Origin of the sequence: Pseudoalteromonas sp. MMG005 (assembly GCF_018101015.1) — a bacterium.
GTDB classification, from domain to species: domain Bacteria; phylum Pseudomonadota; class Gammaproteobacteria; order Enterobacterales; family Alteromonadaceae; genus Pseudoalteromonas; species Pseudoalteromonas aurantia.
In genome coordinates, this window is the sequence record NZ_JAGJEK010000014.1 from 130,685 (window position 1) to 148,729 (window position 18,045).

The 18,045-nt window shown below is 41.0% G+C and carries 20 protein-coding genes; all 20 read left to right on the forward strand.

All coding sequences use genetic code 11. The features are described from left to right. Nucleotides 1–42 precede the first annotated feature (42 nt). The 20 genes from fliL to J8M01_RS12790 all read left to right on the forward strand — a co-directional run bounded on the left by fliL (nt 43) and on the right by J8M01_RS12790 (nt 18,045). Complete coding sequence (gene fliL / locus J8M01_RS12695; RefSeq protein ID WP_211047786.1) at nt 43–564, forward strand: flagellar basal body-associated protein FliL; 522 nt, start codon at nt 43–45, stop codon at nt 562–564. 12 nt (nt 565–576) lie between these two features. Then, the gene (gene fliM / locus J8M01_RS12700; RefSeq protein ID WP_210996225.1) at nt 577–1,671 is read left to right on the forward strand and encodes a flagellar motor switch protein FliM; all 1,095 of its coding nucleotides are present in this window, start codon (nt 577–579) and stop codon (nt 1,669–1,671) included. Between the two features lie 28 nt (nt 1,672–1,699). Then, on the forward strand, nt 1,700–2,098 hold the full coding sequence (gene fliN / locus J8M01_RS12705; RefSeq protein ID WP_192506854.1) for a flagellar motor switch protein FliN: 399 nt from the start codon (nt 1,700–1,702) through the stop codon (nt 2,096–2,098). Next, nucleotides 2,095–2,508: a flagellar biosynthetic protein FliO gene (gene fliO / locus J8M01_RS12710; RefSeq protein ID WP_211058213.1), complete on the forward strand. Its 414-nt coding sequence runs from the start codon at nt 2,095–2,097 to the stop codon at nt 2,506–2,508. The genes fliN and fliO overlap by 4 nt, the downstream gene beginning before the upstream one ends. Further along, nucleotides 2,501–3,241 carry a flagellar type III secretion system pore protein FliP gene (gene fliP / locus J8M01_RS12715; protein ID WP_211058214.1) on the forward strand — a complete coding sequence of 247 codons (741 nt, stop codon included), beginning with the start codon at nt 2,501–2,503 and terminating at the stop codon, nt 3,239–3,241. The genes fliO and fliP overlap by 8 nt, the downstream gene beginning before the upstream one ends. Nucleotide 3,242: 1 nt before the next feature. Next, nucleotides 3,243–3,512, forward strand: a complete 270-nt coding sequence (gene fliQ / locus J8M01_RS12720; protein ID WP_211047789.1) for a flagellar biosynthesis protein FliQ — start codon at nt 3,243–3,245, stop codon at nt 3,510–3,512. Between the two features lie 2 nt (nt 3,513–3,514). Further along, the gene (fliR, locus tag J8M01_RS12725; protein WP_211058215.1) at nt 3,515–4,294 is read left to right on the forward strand and encodes a flagellar biosynthetic protein FliR; all 780 of its coding nucleotides are present in this window, start codon (nt 3,515–3,517) and stop codon (nt 4,292–4,294) included. 3 nt (nt 4,295–4,297) lie between these two features. Next, nucleotides 4,298–5,428 (forward strand): flagellar biosynthesis protein FlhB, encoded by a 1,131-nt coding sequence (flhB, locus tag J8M01_RS12730; protein WP_211058216.1) that lies wholly within the window; start codon nt 4,298–4,300, stop codon nt 5,426–5,428. Nucleotides 5,429–5,571: 143 nt separating this feature from the next. Next, entirely contained in the window at nt 5,572–7,671 is a 2,100-nt protein-coding gene (gene flhA, locus J8M01_RS12735; protein ID WP_211058217.1) for a flagellar biosynthesis protein FlhA, read from the forward strand. A gap of 21 nt (nt 7,672–7,692) precedes the next feature. Next, nucleotides 7,693–9,222 carry a flagellar biosynthesis protein FlhF gene (gene flhF, locus J8M01_RS12740; protein ID WP_211058218.1) on the forward strand — a complete coding sequence of 510 codons (1,530 nt, stop codon included), beginning with the start codon at nt 7,693–7,695 and terminating at the stop codon, nt 9,220–9,222. Then, complete coding sequence (locus J8M01_RS12745; protein WP_010364898.1) at nt 9,215–10,075, forward strand: MinD/ParA family protein; 861 nt, start codon at nt 9,215–9,217, stop codon at nt 10,073–10,075. Before flhF ends, J8M01_RS12745 begins: the two co-directional genes overlap by 8 nt. Before the next feature lie 2 nt (nt 10,076–10,077). Further along, nucleotides 10,078–10,812 (forward strand): RNA polymerase sigma factor FliA, encoded by a 735-nt coding sequence (locus J8M01_RS12750; protein ID WP_211058219.1) that lies wholly within the window; start codon nt 10,078–10,080, stop codon nt 10,810–10,812. Nucleotides 10,813–10,850: 38 nt separating this feature from the next. Continuing rightward, on the forward strand, nt 10,851–11,234 hold the full coding sequence (gene cheY, locus J8M01_RS12755) for a chemotaxis response regulator CheY (protein WP_010364893.1): 384 nt from the start codon (nt 10,851–10,853) through the stop codon (nt 11,232–11,234). A gap of 19 nt (nt 11,235–11,253) precedes the next feature. Then, the gene (locus J8M01_RS12760; protein ID WP_210996219.1) at nt 11,254–12,036 is read left to right on the forward strand and encodes a protein phosphatase CheZ; all 783 of its coding nucleotides are present in this window, start codon (nt 11,254–11,256) and stop codon (nt 12,034–12,036) included. Between the two features lie 15 nt (nt 12,037–12,051). Next, entirely contained in the window at nt 12,052–14,217 is a 2,166-nt protein-coding gene (locus J8M01_RS12765; protein ID WP_211058220.1) for a chemotaxis protein CheA, read from the forward strand. Nucleotides 14,218–14,301: 84 nt separating this feature from the next. Further along, the gene (locus J8M01_RS12770) at nt 14,302–15,444 is read left to right on the forward strand and encodes a chemotaxis response regulator protein-glutamate methylesterase (RefSeq protein ID WP_211058221.1); all 1,143 of its coding nucleotides are present in this window, start codon (nt 14,302–14,304) and stop codon (nt 15,442–15,444) included. 79 nt (nt 15,445–15,523) lie between these two features. Beyond that, nucleotides 15,524–16,294, forward strand: coding sequence for a ParA family protein (locus J8M01_RS12775; protein ID WP_211058222.1), 771 nt, complete (start codon nt 15,524–15,526; stop codon nt 16,292–16,294). An 8-nt stretch (nt 16,295–16,302) separates the two neighbouring features. Further along, nucleotides 16,303–17,094, forward strand: a complete 792-nt coding sequence (locus J8M01_RS12780; RefSeq protein WP_211058223.1) for a chemotaxis protein CheW — start codon at nt 16,303–16,305, stop codon at nt 17,092–17,094. Nucleotides 17,095–17,118: 24 nt separating this feature from the next. Then, nucleotides 17,119–17,616: a chemotaxis protein CheW gene (locus tag J8M01_RS12785; RefSeq protein ID WP_192506869.1), complete on the forward strand. Its 498-nt coding sequence runs from the start codon at nt 17,119–17,121 to the stop codon at nt 17,614–17,616. Beyond that, entirely contained in the window at nt 17,617–18,045 is a 429-nt protein-coding gene (locus J8M01_RS12790; RefSeq protein WP_318782614.1) for a DUF2802 domain-containing protein, read from the forward strand.

The window sequence follows — 18,045 nt, forward strand, 5'->3', positions numbered from 1 at the left end:
ATAAAGAAACCTTGTGACTTTATATCACTTTTAAGGATTGGTATGGCAGAAGAAACAGATTTAGAGATAGAAGAAGCTGGTGGCGGTAAAAAAAAGCTGATTATTATTATAGCCGCAGTTGTGGTTATCTTAGGTGGCGTAGCTGGATTTTTCTTAATGTCTGGCTCGGATGAACCAGCGGAAACACTCGAGGAAGAAACAGCAATTGTTGAAGCGCCTGAGCCAAGTGCAGCGGCTGAAACCGGCAGTGCGTTATACGTTGCAATGCCGAGACCTTTTGTTTTTAATGTACCGGGCGCAAGCCGAGATCGTATAGTGCAGATAAAAGTGCAGTTATTGGTTCGTGGTGATGGGAATGAAGAAATTGCTAAAAAGCATATCCCCTTGATAGAAGGGACCCTGCTAAGTGTATTTTCAACTACGACGGCAGATGAATTGAGTACTAGTGCTGGAAAAGAAACGTTACGCTTAACTGCTTTAGATAAAGTACAGGCTGCAATGGAAGGTGTCGAGGGTAGCAAAGTTGTTGAGCGTGTATTATTTACTGGCTTTGTGATGCAGTAATGGAGTCCTACGGTGAGTGATTTATTATCTCAAGACGAAATTGATGCACTATTGCACGGTGTCGATGAAGTTGAAGAAGAAGAAGTTGTTGAAGGTGAAGAAGGTGAGTCCTCTCATGCGCTACAGTACGATTTCTCATCGCAAGATCGTATTGTTCGTGGGCGTATGCCAACCCTTGAGATTGTGAACGAACGTTTTGCTCGCCATATGCGTATTAGCTTGTTTAATATGATGCGCCGTACAGCAGAAGTATCGATAAACGGTGTGCAAATGCTCAAATTTGGTGAATATATACATACCTTATTTGTACCAACCAGCTTGAATATGGTGCGTTTTCGACCTTTGAAGGGTACTGGTCTTATCACCATGGAAGCACGACTTGTTTTTATTTTAGTGGATAATTTTTTTGGTGGTGATGGTCGCTATCACGCTAAAATTGAAGGTCGAGAATTTACCCCAACCGAAAGACGTATCGTTCAGATGCTGCTAAAGATTATTTTTGAAGATTATAAAGAAGCGTGGGCACCTGTGATGGATGTTTCGTTTGAGTATTTAGATTCAGAAGTAAACCCAGCAATGGCAAATATTGTGAGCCCTACGGAAGTGGTTGTTATTAGCTCTTTTCACATTGAGCTCGATGGTGGTGGTGGCGATTTCCATATATCCCTACCTTACTCTATGTTAGAGCCGATTCGTGAACTACTTGATGCGGGTGTGCAATCAGACACTGAAGATACCGACTTACGATGGAGTAAAGCGCTCAGAGATGAGATTATGGACGTTGAGGTTGAGTTATCAACACAACTTCTTGAGGTTGATTTATCCCTTGAACAAATTATGGGGCTGAAAACGGGGGATGTGATCCCGGTTGAAATGCCAGAGCATATAACGGTATTTGTTGAAGAGTTACCAACATATCGAGCAAAAATGGGTCGTTCAAGAGACAACATAGCGCTGCAGATCAGCGAGAAAATTAAACGTCCAGAATCTGTGAAATCAGAGTTGCATGTCTTTACTAAAGGTGGAAAGAAACTTGACTCTGATGCTGAGCTGGCTGAGTTAGAAGAAGATTTGCACTTATCTGATGGCGTAGATTTAGATTGGTGATAATTGATTTGATAAAGGTTTTAATAGTATGAGTGATGACCAAGATACAATGGATGAGTGGGCTGCGGCATTAGCAGAGGCTGATGATGCGGATCAAGGTGGAGAGCCTGAGTTAGCAGAGCTTGATGAGTTAACAGATGCATCAGGTAACTTGTCAGCCGATGAAGCCCGAAAACTAGATACCATTTTAGACATACCAGTGACTATTTCTATGGAAGTGGGTCGGTCTAAAATTAATATCCGTAATTTATTACAATTAAACCAAGGCTCTGTTGTAGAGCTCGACAGAGTCGCTGGTGAGCCTCTAGATGTACTTGTTAATGGTACTCTTATTGCACATGGAGAGGTTGTAGTAGTAAATGATAAGTTTGGTATTCGTCTAACGGATGTTATCAGCCAAGTTGAACGCATAAAAAAATTACGATGAAACATTTTTTATTTGCAATTAGTTTATACCCAAGTGTAGCTTACACAGCTGTACAGCCCTCGGGCTTCAGTTCAGAGCTAGTGTCAGTTGGTTTGTCTCTTTTGATGGTGTTGTTGTTGATCATTGGGTTAGGGTTTTTTCTCAAAAAGTTAAATCCTAATATTGGCAATAACAATGATTTTAAAGTGATCAGGAGTCTTCCTTTAGGGACTAAAGAGCGTTTATTAGTTATTGAGGTTGACGATAAGCAACTTTTACTAGGTGTAACGCCACAAAATATTAATTTTTTATATCAGCTAGATACACCTCTCGATGTGCAAAACTCGCCTGTATTTGCAAAGGAGCTAAGCCGCTTCTTTACGCCTGATAATAAGCACAATAAGCACAATAAGAACACACCAAATGATTAGATTATTCGCTGTAGTACTGTTCCTGTTTTTTACACCCTATGTAAGCGCAGAGGGCATTGATGCTTTGAGTATTACAACCAATCCCGATGGTTCTCAAGAATACTCAGTGACATTGCAAGTACTTGCAATTATGACGGCACTGAGTTTTATTCCAGCGGCAGTCATAATGATGACTTCATTTACGAGAATAATTATCGTACTGGCTATATTACGTCAGGCTATAGGTCTTCAGCAGTCGCCGTCCAATCAAATACTGTTGGGCATGTCATTGTTTTTGACTTTTTTTATAATGGCGCCAATTTTGCAGGATATAAATGAAAAAGCCGTCACGCCATATTTGAATGAAGAGATGACATCGATTCAGGCATTAACTGAAGCGAAGGAGCCGATTAAGGCGTTTATGTTGTCACAAACCCGATTAAAAGATTTGGAAACCTTTGTGCAAATTGCAGGCTATGACAAATTAGAGCAGCCTGAAGATACACCATTTATTGTGCTAATCCCCGCCTTTGTGACAAGCGAATTGCAAACGGCATTTATTATTGGCTTTATGTTTTTTATTCCCTTTTTGATTGTTGATTTAGTGGTTGCTAGTGTCTTGATGGCAATGGGTATGATGATGCTATCGCCTATGATTGTTTCTCTTCCATTTAAGATTATGCTTTTTGTTTTAGTTGATGGTTGGGGTCTTGTTATGGGCACACTCGCTCGGAGTTTTGGGCTAGGGGCATAGTATGAATCCAGAAGTATTTGTTGATATATTAAGCAATGCATTGTTTTTAGTAATAAAACTCGTTGCAGCAATTGTACTTCCTGGCTTATCTATCGGACTCGTTGTTGCTGTTTTCCAGGCAGCTACGTCAATTAATGAACAAACGTTGAGTTTTTTACCACGCCTAATTGTTACAATTTTAGCATTGATTGCTGGGGGGCATTGGCTCACACAAGAGCTGATGGATTTTTTCACTGGTTTAGTTTTATCAATTCCTGAAATTGCAGGTTAGTCGTGGAGTTTCCTTTTGCGATTATAGTCCAGTGGTTAAGCGATTTTTTACTTCCTTTAGTACGTATTAGCTCGATGATTATGGTGATGGCTGGGCTGGGGGCACAGAGTGTACCAACGAGAATAAAACTTGGACTGTCTGTAACGGTTACTTTTGCCGTGATGCCTGTTTTACCTACTTCGCAATTTAGTGACCTCTTCTCATTTTCTATGATTTTCGTTGTTATTCAACAAATGATCATTGGCATAGCCATTGGATTTGCATCTTTATTGCTACTTAATACATTTATTATTGCAGGGCAGATTTTGGCTATGCAAACGGGCCTTGGTTTTGCTTCTGTGGTTGACCCCGCTAATGGCTTGAGTGTCCCTGCGGTTGGTCAGTTTTACTTGATTTTAGCTACATTATTGTTTTTTGTTTTGAATGGTCATTTAATGATGATTCAAATGGTAGTGTTTAGTTTTCAAACTTTTCCAATTAATGGGCAATGGTGGATTGTCGATAATTATTGGCAAATAGTGAATTGGGGAGGGTGGATGTTTTCAACGGCAATGGCGTTATCCCTTGCACCGTTAACAGCCATGTTGGTGATTAATATTTCATTTGGCATTATGACCCGTGCTGCGCCGCAAATGAATATATTTGCAGTTGGTTTTGCATTTACCCTTGTTGCAGGTCTTACTATTATTTGGGCTACGTTAGGAAATTTTTTAGTGCAATATGAATTTCAATGGCTTAAGACAATTGAACTAATGTGCAATTTAATTGGTTGTACGGTGTAGCATATGGCAGAAGATTCGGGTCAAGAAAAAACGGAAGAACCCACGGGGAAAAAAATAGATGAGTCTCGTAAGAAAGGACAAGTTGCACGTTCGAAAGAGTTAGGGACCACATTTGTACTCATTTTTTCCTCAATATCATTGCTATTATATGGACCTGATATAGGAAAGGGGCTGTATAATATAATGGGCCGAGCATTGAGCCTAAACCGTAATGAAACATACGATACAACCAAGATGTTTTCTATATGGGGGGAGATGTTTTCCGAGCTTATTTTCCCAATGTCTATGTTTGTTTTTATCATTGTTATAGCCGCTATTGTTGGTAATACTTTACTCGGAGGTTTTAACTTTAGTTGGCAGGCTGCGGCACCTAAAGCCAGTAAAATGTCTCCGGCAAAAGGTATTAAAAGAATGCTAGGCCCACAGGCAGGCGTTGAACTAGTAAAAGCGGTACTTAAATTTGGATTGGTAGCAGGTTTTGCTATTTACTTGATAAACACTTTTTTTTATGAAATTTTGCATTTAAGTGTCGAGCAAATTCCCAGTAGTATTATTCACGCATTAGAAATTTTGGCATGGATGTTTTTAGCGTTAAGTTGTACTTTAATTATTATTTCAGCCATTGATGCTCCTTATCAAAGCTATAATCACCATAAACAGCTTAAAATGACGATGCAAGAAGTCAAAGATGAATATAAAAACTCGGAAGGTGATCCGCAAATTAAGGCACGTATCCGTCGCACCCAAAGAGAGATGTCCCAACGTCGCATGATACAAGATGTGCCTGACGCAGATGTGATTGTTACTAACCCAACGCACTATTCAGTTGCGTTAAAATACGATACGGAAAAAGCTGGTGCGCCCATTGTACTAGCGAAAGGTGTTGATGAATTAGCTATGCAAATAAGAAAGGTGGCAATAGGTAATGAAGTGCCTATTGTTGAATCACCAGCTTTAACACGTTCTTTATACCACACCACTGAAGTTGGTCATCAAATACCAGATCAATTGTTTACAGCCGTAGCACAAGTACTCGCTTTTGTATTTCAGTTAAAGCGCTTTCAAAAGGGCAGAGGCAAGCGACCGACAGCGCTTAATGAGGATCTACCTATTCCTAATGAGTTGAAACACTAAACTTCCCAGCTTTTTTAGACAAGGGTAACATTTATATATGTTCTGCATTTTTCATTGCGACCTTATAAATTGAGGGTTAGTAACTTTATGGCGCATAACTTGCTTTGTACTAGTCAGTGTCAATATTTTGTAGTTAGTAAGTTATGGATTTTAAAGCAGTTTTACAGCAAATCAATAGAGATAAGAAAGAATATGCAAAGGGTGTAGGTACCCCTCTAATGGTTCTGGCTGCGCTAGGCATGGTTATCTTACCGCTACCTCCTTTCTTACTAGATATTTTATTTTCTTTTAATATCGCGCTAGCACTAGTCGTTTTATTGGTAACAGTTTACACCATGAAACCGTTAGAGTTTGGTATGTTTCCAGCAGTGTTACTTATTGCAACAATTATGCGATTGGCATTAAATGTTGCGAGTACACGAGTTGTTTTGCTTGAAGGGCACAATGGTGGTGATGCGGCTGGTAAAGTCATTGAAGCATTTGGTTCGGTGGTAATCGGCGGAAATTACGCAGTTGGCTTAGTGGTCTTTTTAATTCTAATTATTATTAACTTTGTTGTAATCACGAAAGGTGCAGGGCGTATTTCCGAAGTATCAGCACGATTTACATTAGATGCGATGCCAGGAAAACAAATGGCGATAGATGCTGATTTAAATGCAGGGTTTATTAGTGCAGACGATGCCCGGGCTAGGCGAGAAGAAGTAACCCGTGAAGCTGACTTTTACGGCTCAATGGATGGTGCCAGTAAGTTTGTAAAAGGGGACGCTATTGCGGGTATTGTTATTTTAGCTATTAATATTATTGGCGGTTTATTTGTTGGTATGATCCAACATAATCTCGGGTTTGGTAAAGCAATGGAAGTTTATACTCTACTCACCATTGGAGACGGACTTGTGGCGCAATTACCGTCGTTGCTTCTGTCTATCGGCACTGCAATTGTTGTTACTAGACAAAATGAATCTCACAATATGGGAGACCAATTTAAGGCCCAACTTGGTAATGAAAAGTCATTATCAATAGCTGCCGCAATTTTGATTGTTATGGGACTTGTACCAGGGATGCCTCATGTTGCATTTTTGAGTTTAGGTGCATTACTCGGATATTTGGCGTATTACACTCAGTCCCAAAAAACAAAAGCAGAGGAAGTTAAGCAAGCGGAAGAAGCTAAAGGTGGTGACATCGCAGCTCGAAAACAAGATCAAAAAGAGCTTGGTTGGGACGACGTTCAGCCTGTGGATGTTATTGGGCTTGAAGTTGGTTACCGACTAATACCGTTGGTAGATCAAGCACAAGGTGGTGAATTATTAAGTAGAATTAAAGGTGTTCGTAAAAAGCTTTCCCAAGAACTGGGGTTTTTGGTTCCACCAGTACATATTAGAGATAACTTAGAGTTAGACCCCAATGCATACAATATTACTTTAATGGGAGTGGGGTCCGGAGATGGAGAATTAAAGCATGGTGATGAGCTTGCAATTAACCCAGGCCAAGTATTTGGTCCAATAAATGGTGTTGCTACAACCGATCCAGCGTTTGGATTAGAGGCTGTATGGATTAAACCTGAACAAAAAGATGAAGCGCATTCCCTTGGTTATACAGTCGTTGATGCAGCGACTGTCGTTGCAACACATATAAGCCAACTGTTGACTAATAATGCATCACTACTATTAGGTCATGAGGAAGTTCAGAACCTACTAGATATTTTGGCGAAAAGTCATCCGAGACTTGTTGAAGGTTTGGTGCCAGATGTATTACCTCTCACTACTATCGTTAAAGTATTGCAAAACCTACTCAATGAAGGAGTCGCAATTAGAGATATGCGGTCAATAATTCAAACGCTTGTAGAGTATGGTCCTCGTAGTCAAGACCCAGATGTACTCACCGCTGCTGTGCGAATCTCGTTACGACGATTGATTATCCAAGATGCAGTAGGAGCTGCGGAAGAAATCCCTGTCATAACATTGGCGCCTGAGTTGGAACAGATGTTGCATCAGTCACTTCAGAACGCAGGTGATGAAGGGGCAGGTATCGAACCAGGTCTTGCGGAGCGGCTTCAAGAATCGTTACGAGAAGCGCATCAAACGCAAGAAATGTTAGGTGACCCGTCTATTTTATTAACCTCAGGTATGTTGAGAAGTGTGCTCTCAAGATTTGTTAAATATACAATACCTGGACTTCGGGTGATGTCATACCAAGAAGTACCAGATGAAAGGCAAATCAAGATTGTGAGCTCAGTTGGACAATAATAGGACTCAAGGGGTTGTAACATGAAAATTAAACGTTTTTTTGCTAAAGATATGCGAACAGCATTAAAGGAAGTCAAAGAAGAACTTGGCGTTGATGCTGTAATCATGTCAAATAAAAAGTTGGCAGATGGTGTTGAGATCGTTGCAGCGGTAGATAATGACCGAGAATTAGTGAAACAACCTCAGGTTTCAGAAAATATAACAGAGACGGTTGCGCAACCAAAACCACAGCCGCAATCACAACCGCCTAGATTTGTACGTCCAGAGCCTCAAAGAGCACGGCCTGAGCCACAAGCCCAGGTTGCAGATAGCTTACAAGCTCTGTTAGAGCGTCAAGCACCTCGTCCCCGTTCTCCTGAGTTGGCATCGATGTTTTCACAATCTGGTATAGATACGGACCAAGTATTCAATAAGCATGCAGAAGCCGGAGCTCAATATGGTTCAGCGAGACAACGTCAAAGCACACCGACTCAACAAAGTCATGTTAGACCAACGAAATCAAAACCTATAGATATTTCAGCTCGTCACACAGGGAGCAACGCTGATTGGCAGTTTGAGGATGAATTAGAGTCTGGGTTTGGTGATGATATAGCTAAACAGTCAGATGAAGTCCAGCCAGACGAAATGACGTCGATGCGCGAAGAAATGAATGCAATTCGTCAGTTGCTAGAGCACCAAGTTTCCGGGTTGATGCAACAAGATATGGCACGCAGAGATCCTACTAGAGCCTGTTTAATTGATCGCCTGCAAGGCATGGGGATTGATTCAGAGGTTGCTGAACAAATGGCGTGTTTTATTCCAGATGATGTTTCGCGCAAAGAAGCATGGAATGCATTACTTAATATGGTCGTAAACCAAATGCATACAACCAATAATGATATTTTACGCCAAGGTGGTGTTTATGCGTTAGTTGGCCCAACTGGTGTGGGTAAAACAACAACTGTGGCAAAACTTGCTGCATTAGGTGCACAAAAATATGGTGCTGACAAAGTAGCGTTAATTACGACAGATACGTATAGAATAGGTGCTTATGAGCAGTTAGCGACATATGGCCGAATTATAGGTTGTCCAGTAAAGCAAGTAAAAGATGCTAATGAATTAGCAGAAGTTTTGTATCATTTACGCAATAAGCGTCTAGTATTAATAGACACAGCAGGAATGAGTCAAAGAGATTTGCGATTAACAGAACAATTAAATACTTTAATGCGTAGCGCAAGAGTTGATATTAGAAGTTATTTAGTATTAAGTGCGACTTCACAGATGCATGTTTTACAAGAGTCGGTACGTCACTTTCAAAAAGTAAATTTAAGTGGCTGTATTTTCACAAAACTTGATGAATGTCTAAGTTTAGGTGAGATTATCAGTATTGCGATTCAAAATCGCTTGCCAATAGGGTATCTTACTAATGGTCAACGGGTGCCAGAAGACATTCGAGTGGCAAATGCTCAAAAGTTAGTCAAAAAAGCTGAGCAATTGTATTTAAAGAGAATAAAAGCACAACATTCGAGGCGCGAAGCAGTGGCGTCTCAGACAGTAGGAATGTATGATTAACACAGTTTTAGATCAAGCAAGTGGCCTGCGTAGGATGAATCAAAATAATAACCATGGTGTTAAAGTCATAGCCGTTACTGGTGGTAAGGGTGGCGTGGGTAAAACCAATGTGTCTTTGAACACGGCTATAGCGTTAGGTCAACAAGGTAACAGAGTATTAGTTTTAGACGCCGATTTAGGTTTGGCAAATTGTGATGTCATGTTGGGTCTGCGTGTCGAAAAGAATTTATCTCATGTTTTATCGGGCGAATGTGAGCTAGATGAGATTTTAGTTGAAGGGCCAGCAGGCATAAAAATAGTGCCTGCGACATCCGGCTCACAGAATATGGTTGAGCTTACACCGGCAGAGCATGCTGGGTTGATCCGGGCATTTAGTGAGTTAAATACTGAATTTGACATTTTAATTGTAGATACTGCCGCCGGTATCTCGGATATGGTGCTAAGCTTCTCTAGAGCAGCACAGGACGTAATGGTCGTTGTATGTGATGAGCCAACGTCCATTACAGATGCTTATGCATTGATTAAAGTTTTAAGCAGAGAGCATGGCGTTTACAAATTTAAAATAGTTGCGAATATGGTGCGTAGTTTAAGAGAAGGCCAAGAGTTATTTGCTAAACTGTCTAAAGTGACGGATAGATTCTTAGATGTGGCACTTGAGCTTGTTGCAACAGTTCCGTATGACGAAAACATGCGAAAGTCTTCGCGGCGTCAAAAAACAATTGTTGAGCTATTTCCTAAGTCTCCAGCCGCGGTTGCATTTCGTGGGCTGGCAAGCAAGGCCGCTAAATGGCCTATACCACATCAGCCATCAGGGCATTTAGAGTTTTTTATTGAACAACTTGTCAATGGGTAACTATGGCATCATCGGTGAGTAAAGCGATGGGGTATCAAACAACAGAACACTTGAGCATGGTGGTTGAACGTCATGCATCACTTGTAAAAAAGGTGGCATGCCATTTATTGGCAAGGCTACCTGCAAATATTCAATTAGATGATTTAATTCAATCAGGTATGATTGGTCTCATCGAGGCGTCAAAAAACTTTGACGCCAGTAAAGGGGCAAGTTTTGAAACATTCGCGGGTATTCGGATCCGGGGCGCGATGTTGGATGAAATCCGCCGAGGTGATTGGGCTCCACGTTCTGTTCATAAAAACAGCAGGACGGTGGCTGAAGCGATATCTTTCCTTGAATCTGCGTTGGGAAGAGAACCAAAAGATACTGAAATTGCTGAAAAACTTGATATTACGTTAGATGAGTACCATCATATTCTACATGATGTAAATGCGAGTAAAATTATCGGTATCGAGGATTTAGGCGTTGATGAAGACGTGATTACTCCTGCAAACCGTGATTTATCGCTAGACAAACCTTTTAATAACGTTAAAAATGAACGTTTTAATGAATCGTTGCTGACAGCGATACAATCGCTACCAGAAAGGGATAGTTTAGTACTCTCTCTTTACTATAACGACGAAATGAATTTAAAAGAAATAGGCCAGATACTTGATGTTAGTGAATCTCGTGTTAGCCAAATCCATGGGCAGGCAATGATAAAGCTCAAAGCTAAAATCAATGACTGGGTCAATTAGAGTAAAAATAATAGGTTGAAACCTCACTGGAGGATGTTTTGGATAAAAACATGAAAATTCTCGTGGTTGATGATTTTTCTACAATGAGGAGAATAATCAAAAACTTACTTAGAGACTTAGGCTTTACAAATGTACAAGAAGCTGATGATGGAAGTACGGCGCTTCCTATGCTTCAAAATCAAGAGTTTGATTTTGTTGTAACAGACTGGAATATGCCAGGTATGCAAGGAATAGATTTATTGCGTGCAATTAGGGCTGACGATAGTTTAAAGCACATACCTGTTCTGATGGTAACAGCAGAAGCGAAAAAAGAGCAGATAGTAGCTGCTGCGCAAGCTGGTGTAAATGGATATATAGTTAAACCGTTTACTGCAGGAACGCTAAAAACTAAGTTAGAAAAAGTGTTTGAACGTTTAGGTTAACAATAAGAAGGAGAGGCTTATGTCAACGCCTTCTGTGCCTCAAATCACCCTTGAGCAAGCTAAACAACTTGTTGTTTATTTGGAACAAGGTGAGCAAGATAAAGCAGACCAACTTATACTGGATGCTGCGAATAAAGAACAGTCCGAGTTGTTTGCGGAGGTGGGTAAATTAACCCGTCAATTGCATGAGTCTCTAAAAAGTTTCGAACTCGATACTCGCCTTGCTGATTTGACGACTGAAGCCATTCCTGACGCTAAACAACGTTTAAATTATGTCATGGAAATGACTGAGAATGCAGCTAACAAAACAATGGATGCAATAGAGGCTAGCTTACCTTTAGCGCAACAGTTAGGTGACGAGATCTCAGAGATAAAGCCTACGTGGGATCGTTTAATGAGCCGAGATATCCAACTCGGTGAATTTAAAACGCTTTGTCATGACCTAGATCGTTTTATGCAGGGCTCTCAAACTCGTACTGACGAGTTACAGGGCCTGATGACTAACGTGCTAATGGCACAAGATTATCAAGATTTAACCGGTCAAGTTATTCGCCGTGTTATTGAACTTGTCAGGGAAGTTGAAGATAACCTTATCCATATGCTTACCGTTTTTGGTACGACTGATGAACTACCAGCCCAAGAAAGTGACGTAATCGCTGAGCAAGCGGTAGTTCAAGCAACTGAAGTAGACATAGATGCTATATCAGGTCCCGAAGGCCCCATATTGGATGCGGATACTCGCGATGATGTGGTTTCTGGGCAAGATGAAGTAGATGATTTATTGTCTAGTTTAGGCTTCTAATAGGAGAGTAGGTACATGAGCTTTGAAGTCGATGAAGATATCTTACAAGACTTTCTTGTTGAAGCAGGAGAAATTCTAGAGCTATTATCAGAACAACTGGTAGAACTGGAGAACAATCCTGAAGATAAGGAGTTATTGAACGCCATATTCCGAGGTTTCCATACTGTCAAAGGCGGAGCCGGCTTCTTAAGTATGACCGAACTCGTTGATGCATGTCATGGTGCTGAAAATGTGTTTGATGTATTAAGGCAAGGGCAAAGAGGCGTTAGCTCCGAATTGATGGATGTGATTCTACAGTCATTAGATACCATTAATGAGATGTTTGGGCATATTCAAAATCGTGAAAAACCAGAGCCTGCAGACCCTCAATTATTAGAGACGTTACATCAATTAAGTCGACCAGAATCAGAAGATGAAGCGCCAATTGTTGCAACCGAGCCCGAGCCGGTTAGTACACCACCTGTCGAAGATGTGTTATTTGAGGCGGACTTAGGGCCTGCTACAGAAAATGATGGTGGTATTGATGAGATATCAGAAGATGAATTTGAAAATTTATTGGATGAACTTCATGGATCAGGGCAAGGACCAGCTCCTACTCCAGCGCCAGCTGCGAGCAGCAGTGATGGTGATATAAGTGATGATGAATTTGATAGTCTACTAGATGAATTACATGGCGTTGGTAGTTTTGGTAATATAGAGGCGGAATCATCAACTACAGGAAATTCGTCACCGCCAAGTGCGGCTGTCGGAGGTGATAACGCTGACGATGAAATCAATGATGATGATTTTGAAGCATTATTAGATGAACTTCATGGCAAGGGGGGGGCTCCACGTTCAACAGAGTTAGAAGCACCTTCTAAACAGAATGAATCTATACAAAAACCTGAGCCTCCAAAAGCGGCTACGCCAGCACCAACGGCAAAACCAAAACCAGCACCGAAACCAGTTGTTAAACCTGAAGCTAAGGCTGCGCCAGCGAAAGCGCCAGTGGCTAAAAAACCAGCTGCTGCGCAAGCAGAAACAACGGTACGAGTGGATACAAAACGTTTAGATCAAATCATGAATATGGTTGGTGAATTAGTTTTGGTTAGAAATAGGTTAGTGAGTTTAGCTAACAATACAAATAGTGAAACTATGGGTAAAGCTATTTCTAACTTAGATGTTGTTACTGCTGATTTACAAGGCGCGGTAATGAAAACTCGGATGCAGCCAATTAAAAAAGTGTTTGGCCGTTTTCCTCGCGTTGTTAGGGATTTAGCGAGAAGCCTGAAAAAAGATATTAATTTGATTTTGGAAGGTGAAGAGACTGACTTAGATAAAAACTTGGTTGAAGCGTTAGCTGACCCACTCGTTCACTTAGTGAGAAACTCAGTCGATCATGGTATTGAAATGCCAGATGTTCGTGAAGCAGCAAACAAGCCAAGAACGGGTACGGTTACGTTATCAGCCTCCCAAGAAGGAGATCATATATTGTTAACCATCAGAGATGATGGTGCAGGTATGGATCCAGAAAAGCTTAAGAAAATAGCGATTGGGAAAGGGGTTATTGATTCTGATCAGGCTAGCCGTTTATCTGATACCGAAGCGTATAATTTAATTTTTGCACCAGGGTTTTCAACGAAAGAAGAAATATCTGATATATCTGGCCGTGGCGTTGGAATGGATGTTGTAAAAACTAAAATTACTCAGCTCAATGGTTCCGTGAATATTCAATCGGAGCTTCGTGTTGGCACTATTTTAGAAATCAAAGTACCACTGACGCTAGCGATACTACCAACCTTAATGGTTGTTGTAGGTGAGCAAACTTTTGCATTACCTCTTGCTGGTGTTAGCGAGATTTTCCATTTAGATTTAACAAAAACGAATATTGTCGATGGACAGCTGACTATCATCGTGAGACAAAAAGCTATTCCACTGTTTTATTTGGAGCATTGGTTAGTAAAAGGCGCAGATACAACGACCAGAAAAGCGGAAGGTCATGTCGTTATAGTGCAAATAGGTACGCAGCAAGTTGGATTTGTTGTTGACTCTTTGATTGGCCAAGAAGAGGTGGTAATTAAGCCTCTCGACCAATTGCTGCAAGGTACTCCAGGTATGGCTGGCGCGACAATAACCTCTGATGGTGGTATAGCGTTGATCTTAGATGTACCAAATATGCTGAAACATTACGCTGGTCAGTAACCGAGTTTGTAGATTACAGTTAAATTGATTGAAGTGGTGCTAGTGCACCACTTTTCAGATCCGCAGAGAAGAATGAGCGTGCCAATGGCAGTTAAAGTATTAGTAGTAGACGATTCGAGCTTTTTTCGTCGTCGTGTCAGTGAAATATTAGAAAAAGACAGTGATATCAAGGTTATTGATTTTGCTGTTAATGGACAAGAAGCAGTAGAAAAAGCTGCAAAGCTTCGACCTGACGTCATCACAATGGATGTTGAAATGCCAGTAATGGATGGGATAACCGCAGTTAAAGCGATTATGAAAGCGAGCCCGACACCAATATTGATGTTTTCATCTTTAACAAGAGAAGGTGCTAGTGCAACGTTAGACGCTTTGGATGCAGGTGCACTAGATTTTTTACCGAAAAAATTTGAAGACATAGCACGTAATAGCGAAGAGGCGATTAAATCTTTACAGTCAAAAGTTAAAGAGATTGGCCGTAGGCGGGTTCATCGTGTGGCACCAACAACAAGAGCGCCTGCGACTGAGGGGAGTAGTCGATTAAATTCGAGGCCTACGACATCAGCTAAACCAGTAATAGCACAGCCAGATAGGAGCTTTAGTCGAAGCTCTTCGCCAACGACGACTTCGACAAGTGTAAAAGCATCAGGAAAACGCTACCAGTTAGTTGCTATTGGTACTTCAACAGGAGGACCTGTTGCTTTACAAACTATTTTAACTCAACTCCCTGCTAATTTCCCACATCCAATTCTGCTGATTCAACATATGCCTGCAGCGTTTACCCCAGCTTTTGCTGGGCGTCTTGATAGTCTTTGCAAGATAAAAGTACAAGAGGCTAAAAATGGCGATAGACTCGTTCCTGGTGTCGCTTATTTAGCGCCTGGTGGACAGCAGATGATGGTGGAAGCCAGAGGCGGCTCTAAAACATTGAAAGTATTTGAGGATGAGAGTCCTAGGATTACTTATAAACCGAGTGTAGACATTACTTTTGCTAGTGCAGCTAAGGCATACCAAGGGGATGTATTGGCCGTAGTTTTAACAGGTATGGGGGCCGATGGTCGGGATGGGGCAAGAATGTTAAAACAAGCAGGTTCTACTATTTGGGCACAAGATGAAAAAACATGTGTTGTTTACGGTATGCCTCAAGCGGTTACTAATGCTGGTTTATCAACTGAGAGTTTAGCACTCCAAGATGTTGCGATGAGAGTTGCAAAAGAGGTAGGGTGCTAATAATGTGCGAGAAACAGCGTACGTAATGGGCAATTAATTTATTGTGAATAGGCATCGCGTTTAGGAATAGACATATATTGTGAAGATCTGGACAGTCGCAAATCAAAAAGGTGGGGTAGGGAAAACCACTACCGCAGTGAGCTTAGGTGGTATACTCGCATTGCAAGGAAAGCGTGTATTATTAATAGACACAGATCCGCACGCGTCACTGACTTATTATTTTGGGATCGACTCAGAAGAGTTAGAGGTGAGCGTTTATGATATTTTTGCGCGAGGCTCAGCGATGCAAAGTGAGGAAATTTTGCAAGCGTTGTGCCCTTCTACAATTGATAGTCTGGATATTTTGCCTGCAACAATGGCAATCGCGACATTAGATAGAAGTATGGGCAATCGTACGGGGATGGGCTTGGTGTTAAAAAAAACGCTGGCAAAAATTAGCGAGCATTATGATTATGCTATTTTAGATTGCCCCCCTGTATTGGGGGTTTTAATGGTTAATGCCCTTGCCGCAAGTGAGCGTATACTTATCCCAGTACAAACAGAGTTTTTAGCATTAAAAGGCTTAGATCGTATGATGCGTACCATGGAATTGATGCAAAGTTCGCAATCCAAAGATTATCAATATACTATTGTGCCTACAATGTATGATAAAAGGACTAAAGCATCATTAGAAGCTTATAAATCACTATTAGCCAATTACAAAGAATATGTATGGCCAGGGGTTATCCCCGTAGATACTAAGTTTCGCGATGCTAGTTTGGCGCAGCAAGTACCAGTGGAGTACTGTCCTAAATCCAGAGGTGTGTTTGCATATCAAGCGTTGCTAGAGTATCTGCATCAGGCAAAATAGAGGTATAAATGAGTAAGCATTTATTTGCTAATGAAAAAGTCATGAAGCAATATTTAGGGGCTTTACTAACGGAAGAACCTCTTCAAGAAGAAGAGCTTGCGCCTGTAGCTAAATTATTAGAGCAAGTACAAAGTGTAGATGAAGTTGTTACTGAAATTGAACCGACCTCAACGAAAGTTGCAACACAGACAACGGCAGAAGTTGAAGAGTTAAGGTCAGTTGAAGTAAAGGTTGAACCTCAAGAAATCGTTGAGCTACAAGCAAAAAATCTTGAGATACCAGAAAATAATACTATTATCAAAGAAGCAGCTGACACAGTAAATCACGCCGTGAGTGCTCGAGATGCTTATGGAGAAGATGAGTTTCAGGCACTATTTTTTGAAGTTGCTGGATTAACACTCGCTGTACCGTTGAAATCTTTAGGTGGAATTCACCAATTAGGTGAAATAAATCAACTTTTCGGAAAACCTAAATGGTTTAAAGGGGTGATGTTAAACCGCGAAGAAAAGCTAAATGTTGTAGACACCGCTCGGTGGGTTATGCCGGAAAAGTTTACACCTGGACTTGAGGAGCGTTTAGATTATCAGTATTTGATAACTCTGGGCGATAGCCCATGGGGCTTATTGGCTGAGAGCCTAGTTAATAATATTACGTTACAACCAGATGATGTAAAGTGGCGCACGAGTGACAGCAAACGACCTTGGTTGGCAGGTGTTATAAAAAAGAAAATGTGTGCCTTAATTGATGTCGATAATTTAAACCGCTTGCTTGAGCAAGGCCTCGATAGTCGAGAGCAGTAACTAAGATCTTTATGGAGTAAAACCATGAGCCAAGATAGACTACTTTCTGCAGACAAGAATGCTGATAGTAACGATGAAGTTCTTCAATGGGTAACTTATAAACTCGAAGACGAAACGTATGGTATTAATGTAATGCAAGTGCAAGAGGTATTGCGTTACACAGAGATAGCACCAGTGCCTGGTGCACCAAGCTATGTATTAGGTATTATTAATCTTCGTGGTAATGTTGTTACGGTTATTGATACTCGCGCTCGCTTTGGATTAATGAGTGCAGAGGTAACAGATAACTCTCGTATTGTAATTATTGAAGCCGAAAAACAAGTAATTGGGATTTTGGTAGACAGTGTTGCAGAGGTTGTATACTTGCGAAGCTCTGAAATTGATAGTGCACCCAATATAGGTACTGAAGAGAGTGCTAAGTTCATTCAAGGTGTATCGAATAGAGAAGGTGAGTTGCTGATCTTAGTTGACCTTAATAAGCTGCTCAATGATGATGAGTGGGATGAACTGAGTCATATATAAATAGTGGATGTAGTAAATAATAATTTGGTTTTACTGTTTGTTGCAATGGCCTCAGGTGTACTTTCATTGGTGTGCTTGGGGTTTGTTTTTGTATTATTGAAAAAGGCACAGCAGAGCCATATCAAACATAATAAGTTACACGCTCATATACAAGATACTGAAAATCAAACCGCAATTTTGCGCAGTGAAATTGCGGAAGTTCGTTCTGGTTTGCTGAGCATAGGCCAACGTCTGATTGCTTGTGAGAATTATGCCAAAGATTTGGCGCAGCAACAGGCGGCACAAAAGTATGATGATCCAGATGCAAGAATTTACTCTCGGGCCGTAAAAATGGTTGAGCTAGGCGCTGATATCGAAGAAGTTATGCGTGAATGTGAATTGCCACGTGCCGAAGCTGAGCTTCTTATGTCGTTGCATAATAAATCATGA

Excerpts from the sequence above, each read along its gene's own strand:
- fliL (WP_211047786.1), top strand. The coding sequence starts at position 43 with ATGGCAGAAGAAACAGATTTAGAGATAGAAGAAGCTGGTGGCGGTAAA.
- fliN (WP_192506854.1), top strand. The coding sequence starts at position 1,700 with ATGAGTGATGACCAAGATACAATGGATGAGTGGGCTGCGGCATTAGCA.
- fliO (WP_211058213.1), top strand. The coding sequence starts at position 2,095 with ATGAAACATTTTTTATTTGCAATTAGTTTATACCCAAGTGTAGCTTAC.
- fliP (WP_211058214.1), top strand. The coding sequence starts at position 2,501 with ATGATTAGATTATTCGCTGTAGTACTGTTCCTGTTTTTTACACCCTAT.
- fliQ (WP_211047789.1), top strand. The coding sequence starts at position 3,243 with ATGAATCCAGAAGTATTTGTTGATATATTAAGCAATGCATTGTTTTTA.
- flhB (WP_211058216.1), top strand. The coding sequence starts at position 4,298 with ATGGCAGAAGATTCGGGTCAAGAAAAAACGGAAGAACCCACGGGGAAA.
- flhA (WP_211058217.1), top strand. The coding sequence starts at position 5,572 with ATGGATTTTAAAGCAGTTTTACAGCAAATCAATAGAGATAAGAAAGAA.
- flhF (WP_211058218.1), top strand. The coding sequence starts at position 7,693 with ATGAAAATTAAACGTTTTTTTGCTAAAGATATGCGAACAGCATTAAAG.
- J8M01_RS12745 (WP_010364898.1), top strand. The coding sequence starts at position 9,215 with ATGATTAACACAGTTTTAGATCAAGCAAGTGGCCTGCGTAGGATGAAT.
- J8M01_RS12750 (WP_211058219.1), top strand. The coding sequence starts at position 10,078 with ATGGCATCATCGGTGAGTAAAGCGATGGGGTATCAAACAACAGAACAC.
- J8M01_RS12760 (WP_210996219.1), top strand. The coding sequence starts at position 11,254 with ATGTCAACGCCTTCTGTGCCTCAAATCACCCTTGAGCAAGCTAAACAA.
- J8M01_RS12765 (WP_211058220.1), top strand. The coding sequence starts at position 12,052 with ATGAGCTTTGAAGTCGATGAAGATATCTTACAAGACTTTCTTGTTGAA.
- J8M01_RS12770 (WP_211058221.1), top strand. The coding sequence starts at position 14,302 with ATGGCAGTTAAAGTATTAGTAGTAGACGATTCGAGCTTTTTTCGTCGT.
- J8M01_RS12780 (WP_211058223.1), top strand. The coding sequence starts at position 16,303 with ATGAGTAAGCATTTATTTGCTAATGAAAAAGTCATGAAGCAATATTTA.
- J8M01_RS12785 (WP_192506869.1), top strand. The coding sequence starts at position 17,119 with ATGAGCCAAGATAGACTACTTTCTGCAGACAAGAATGCTGATAGTAAC.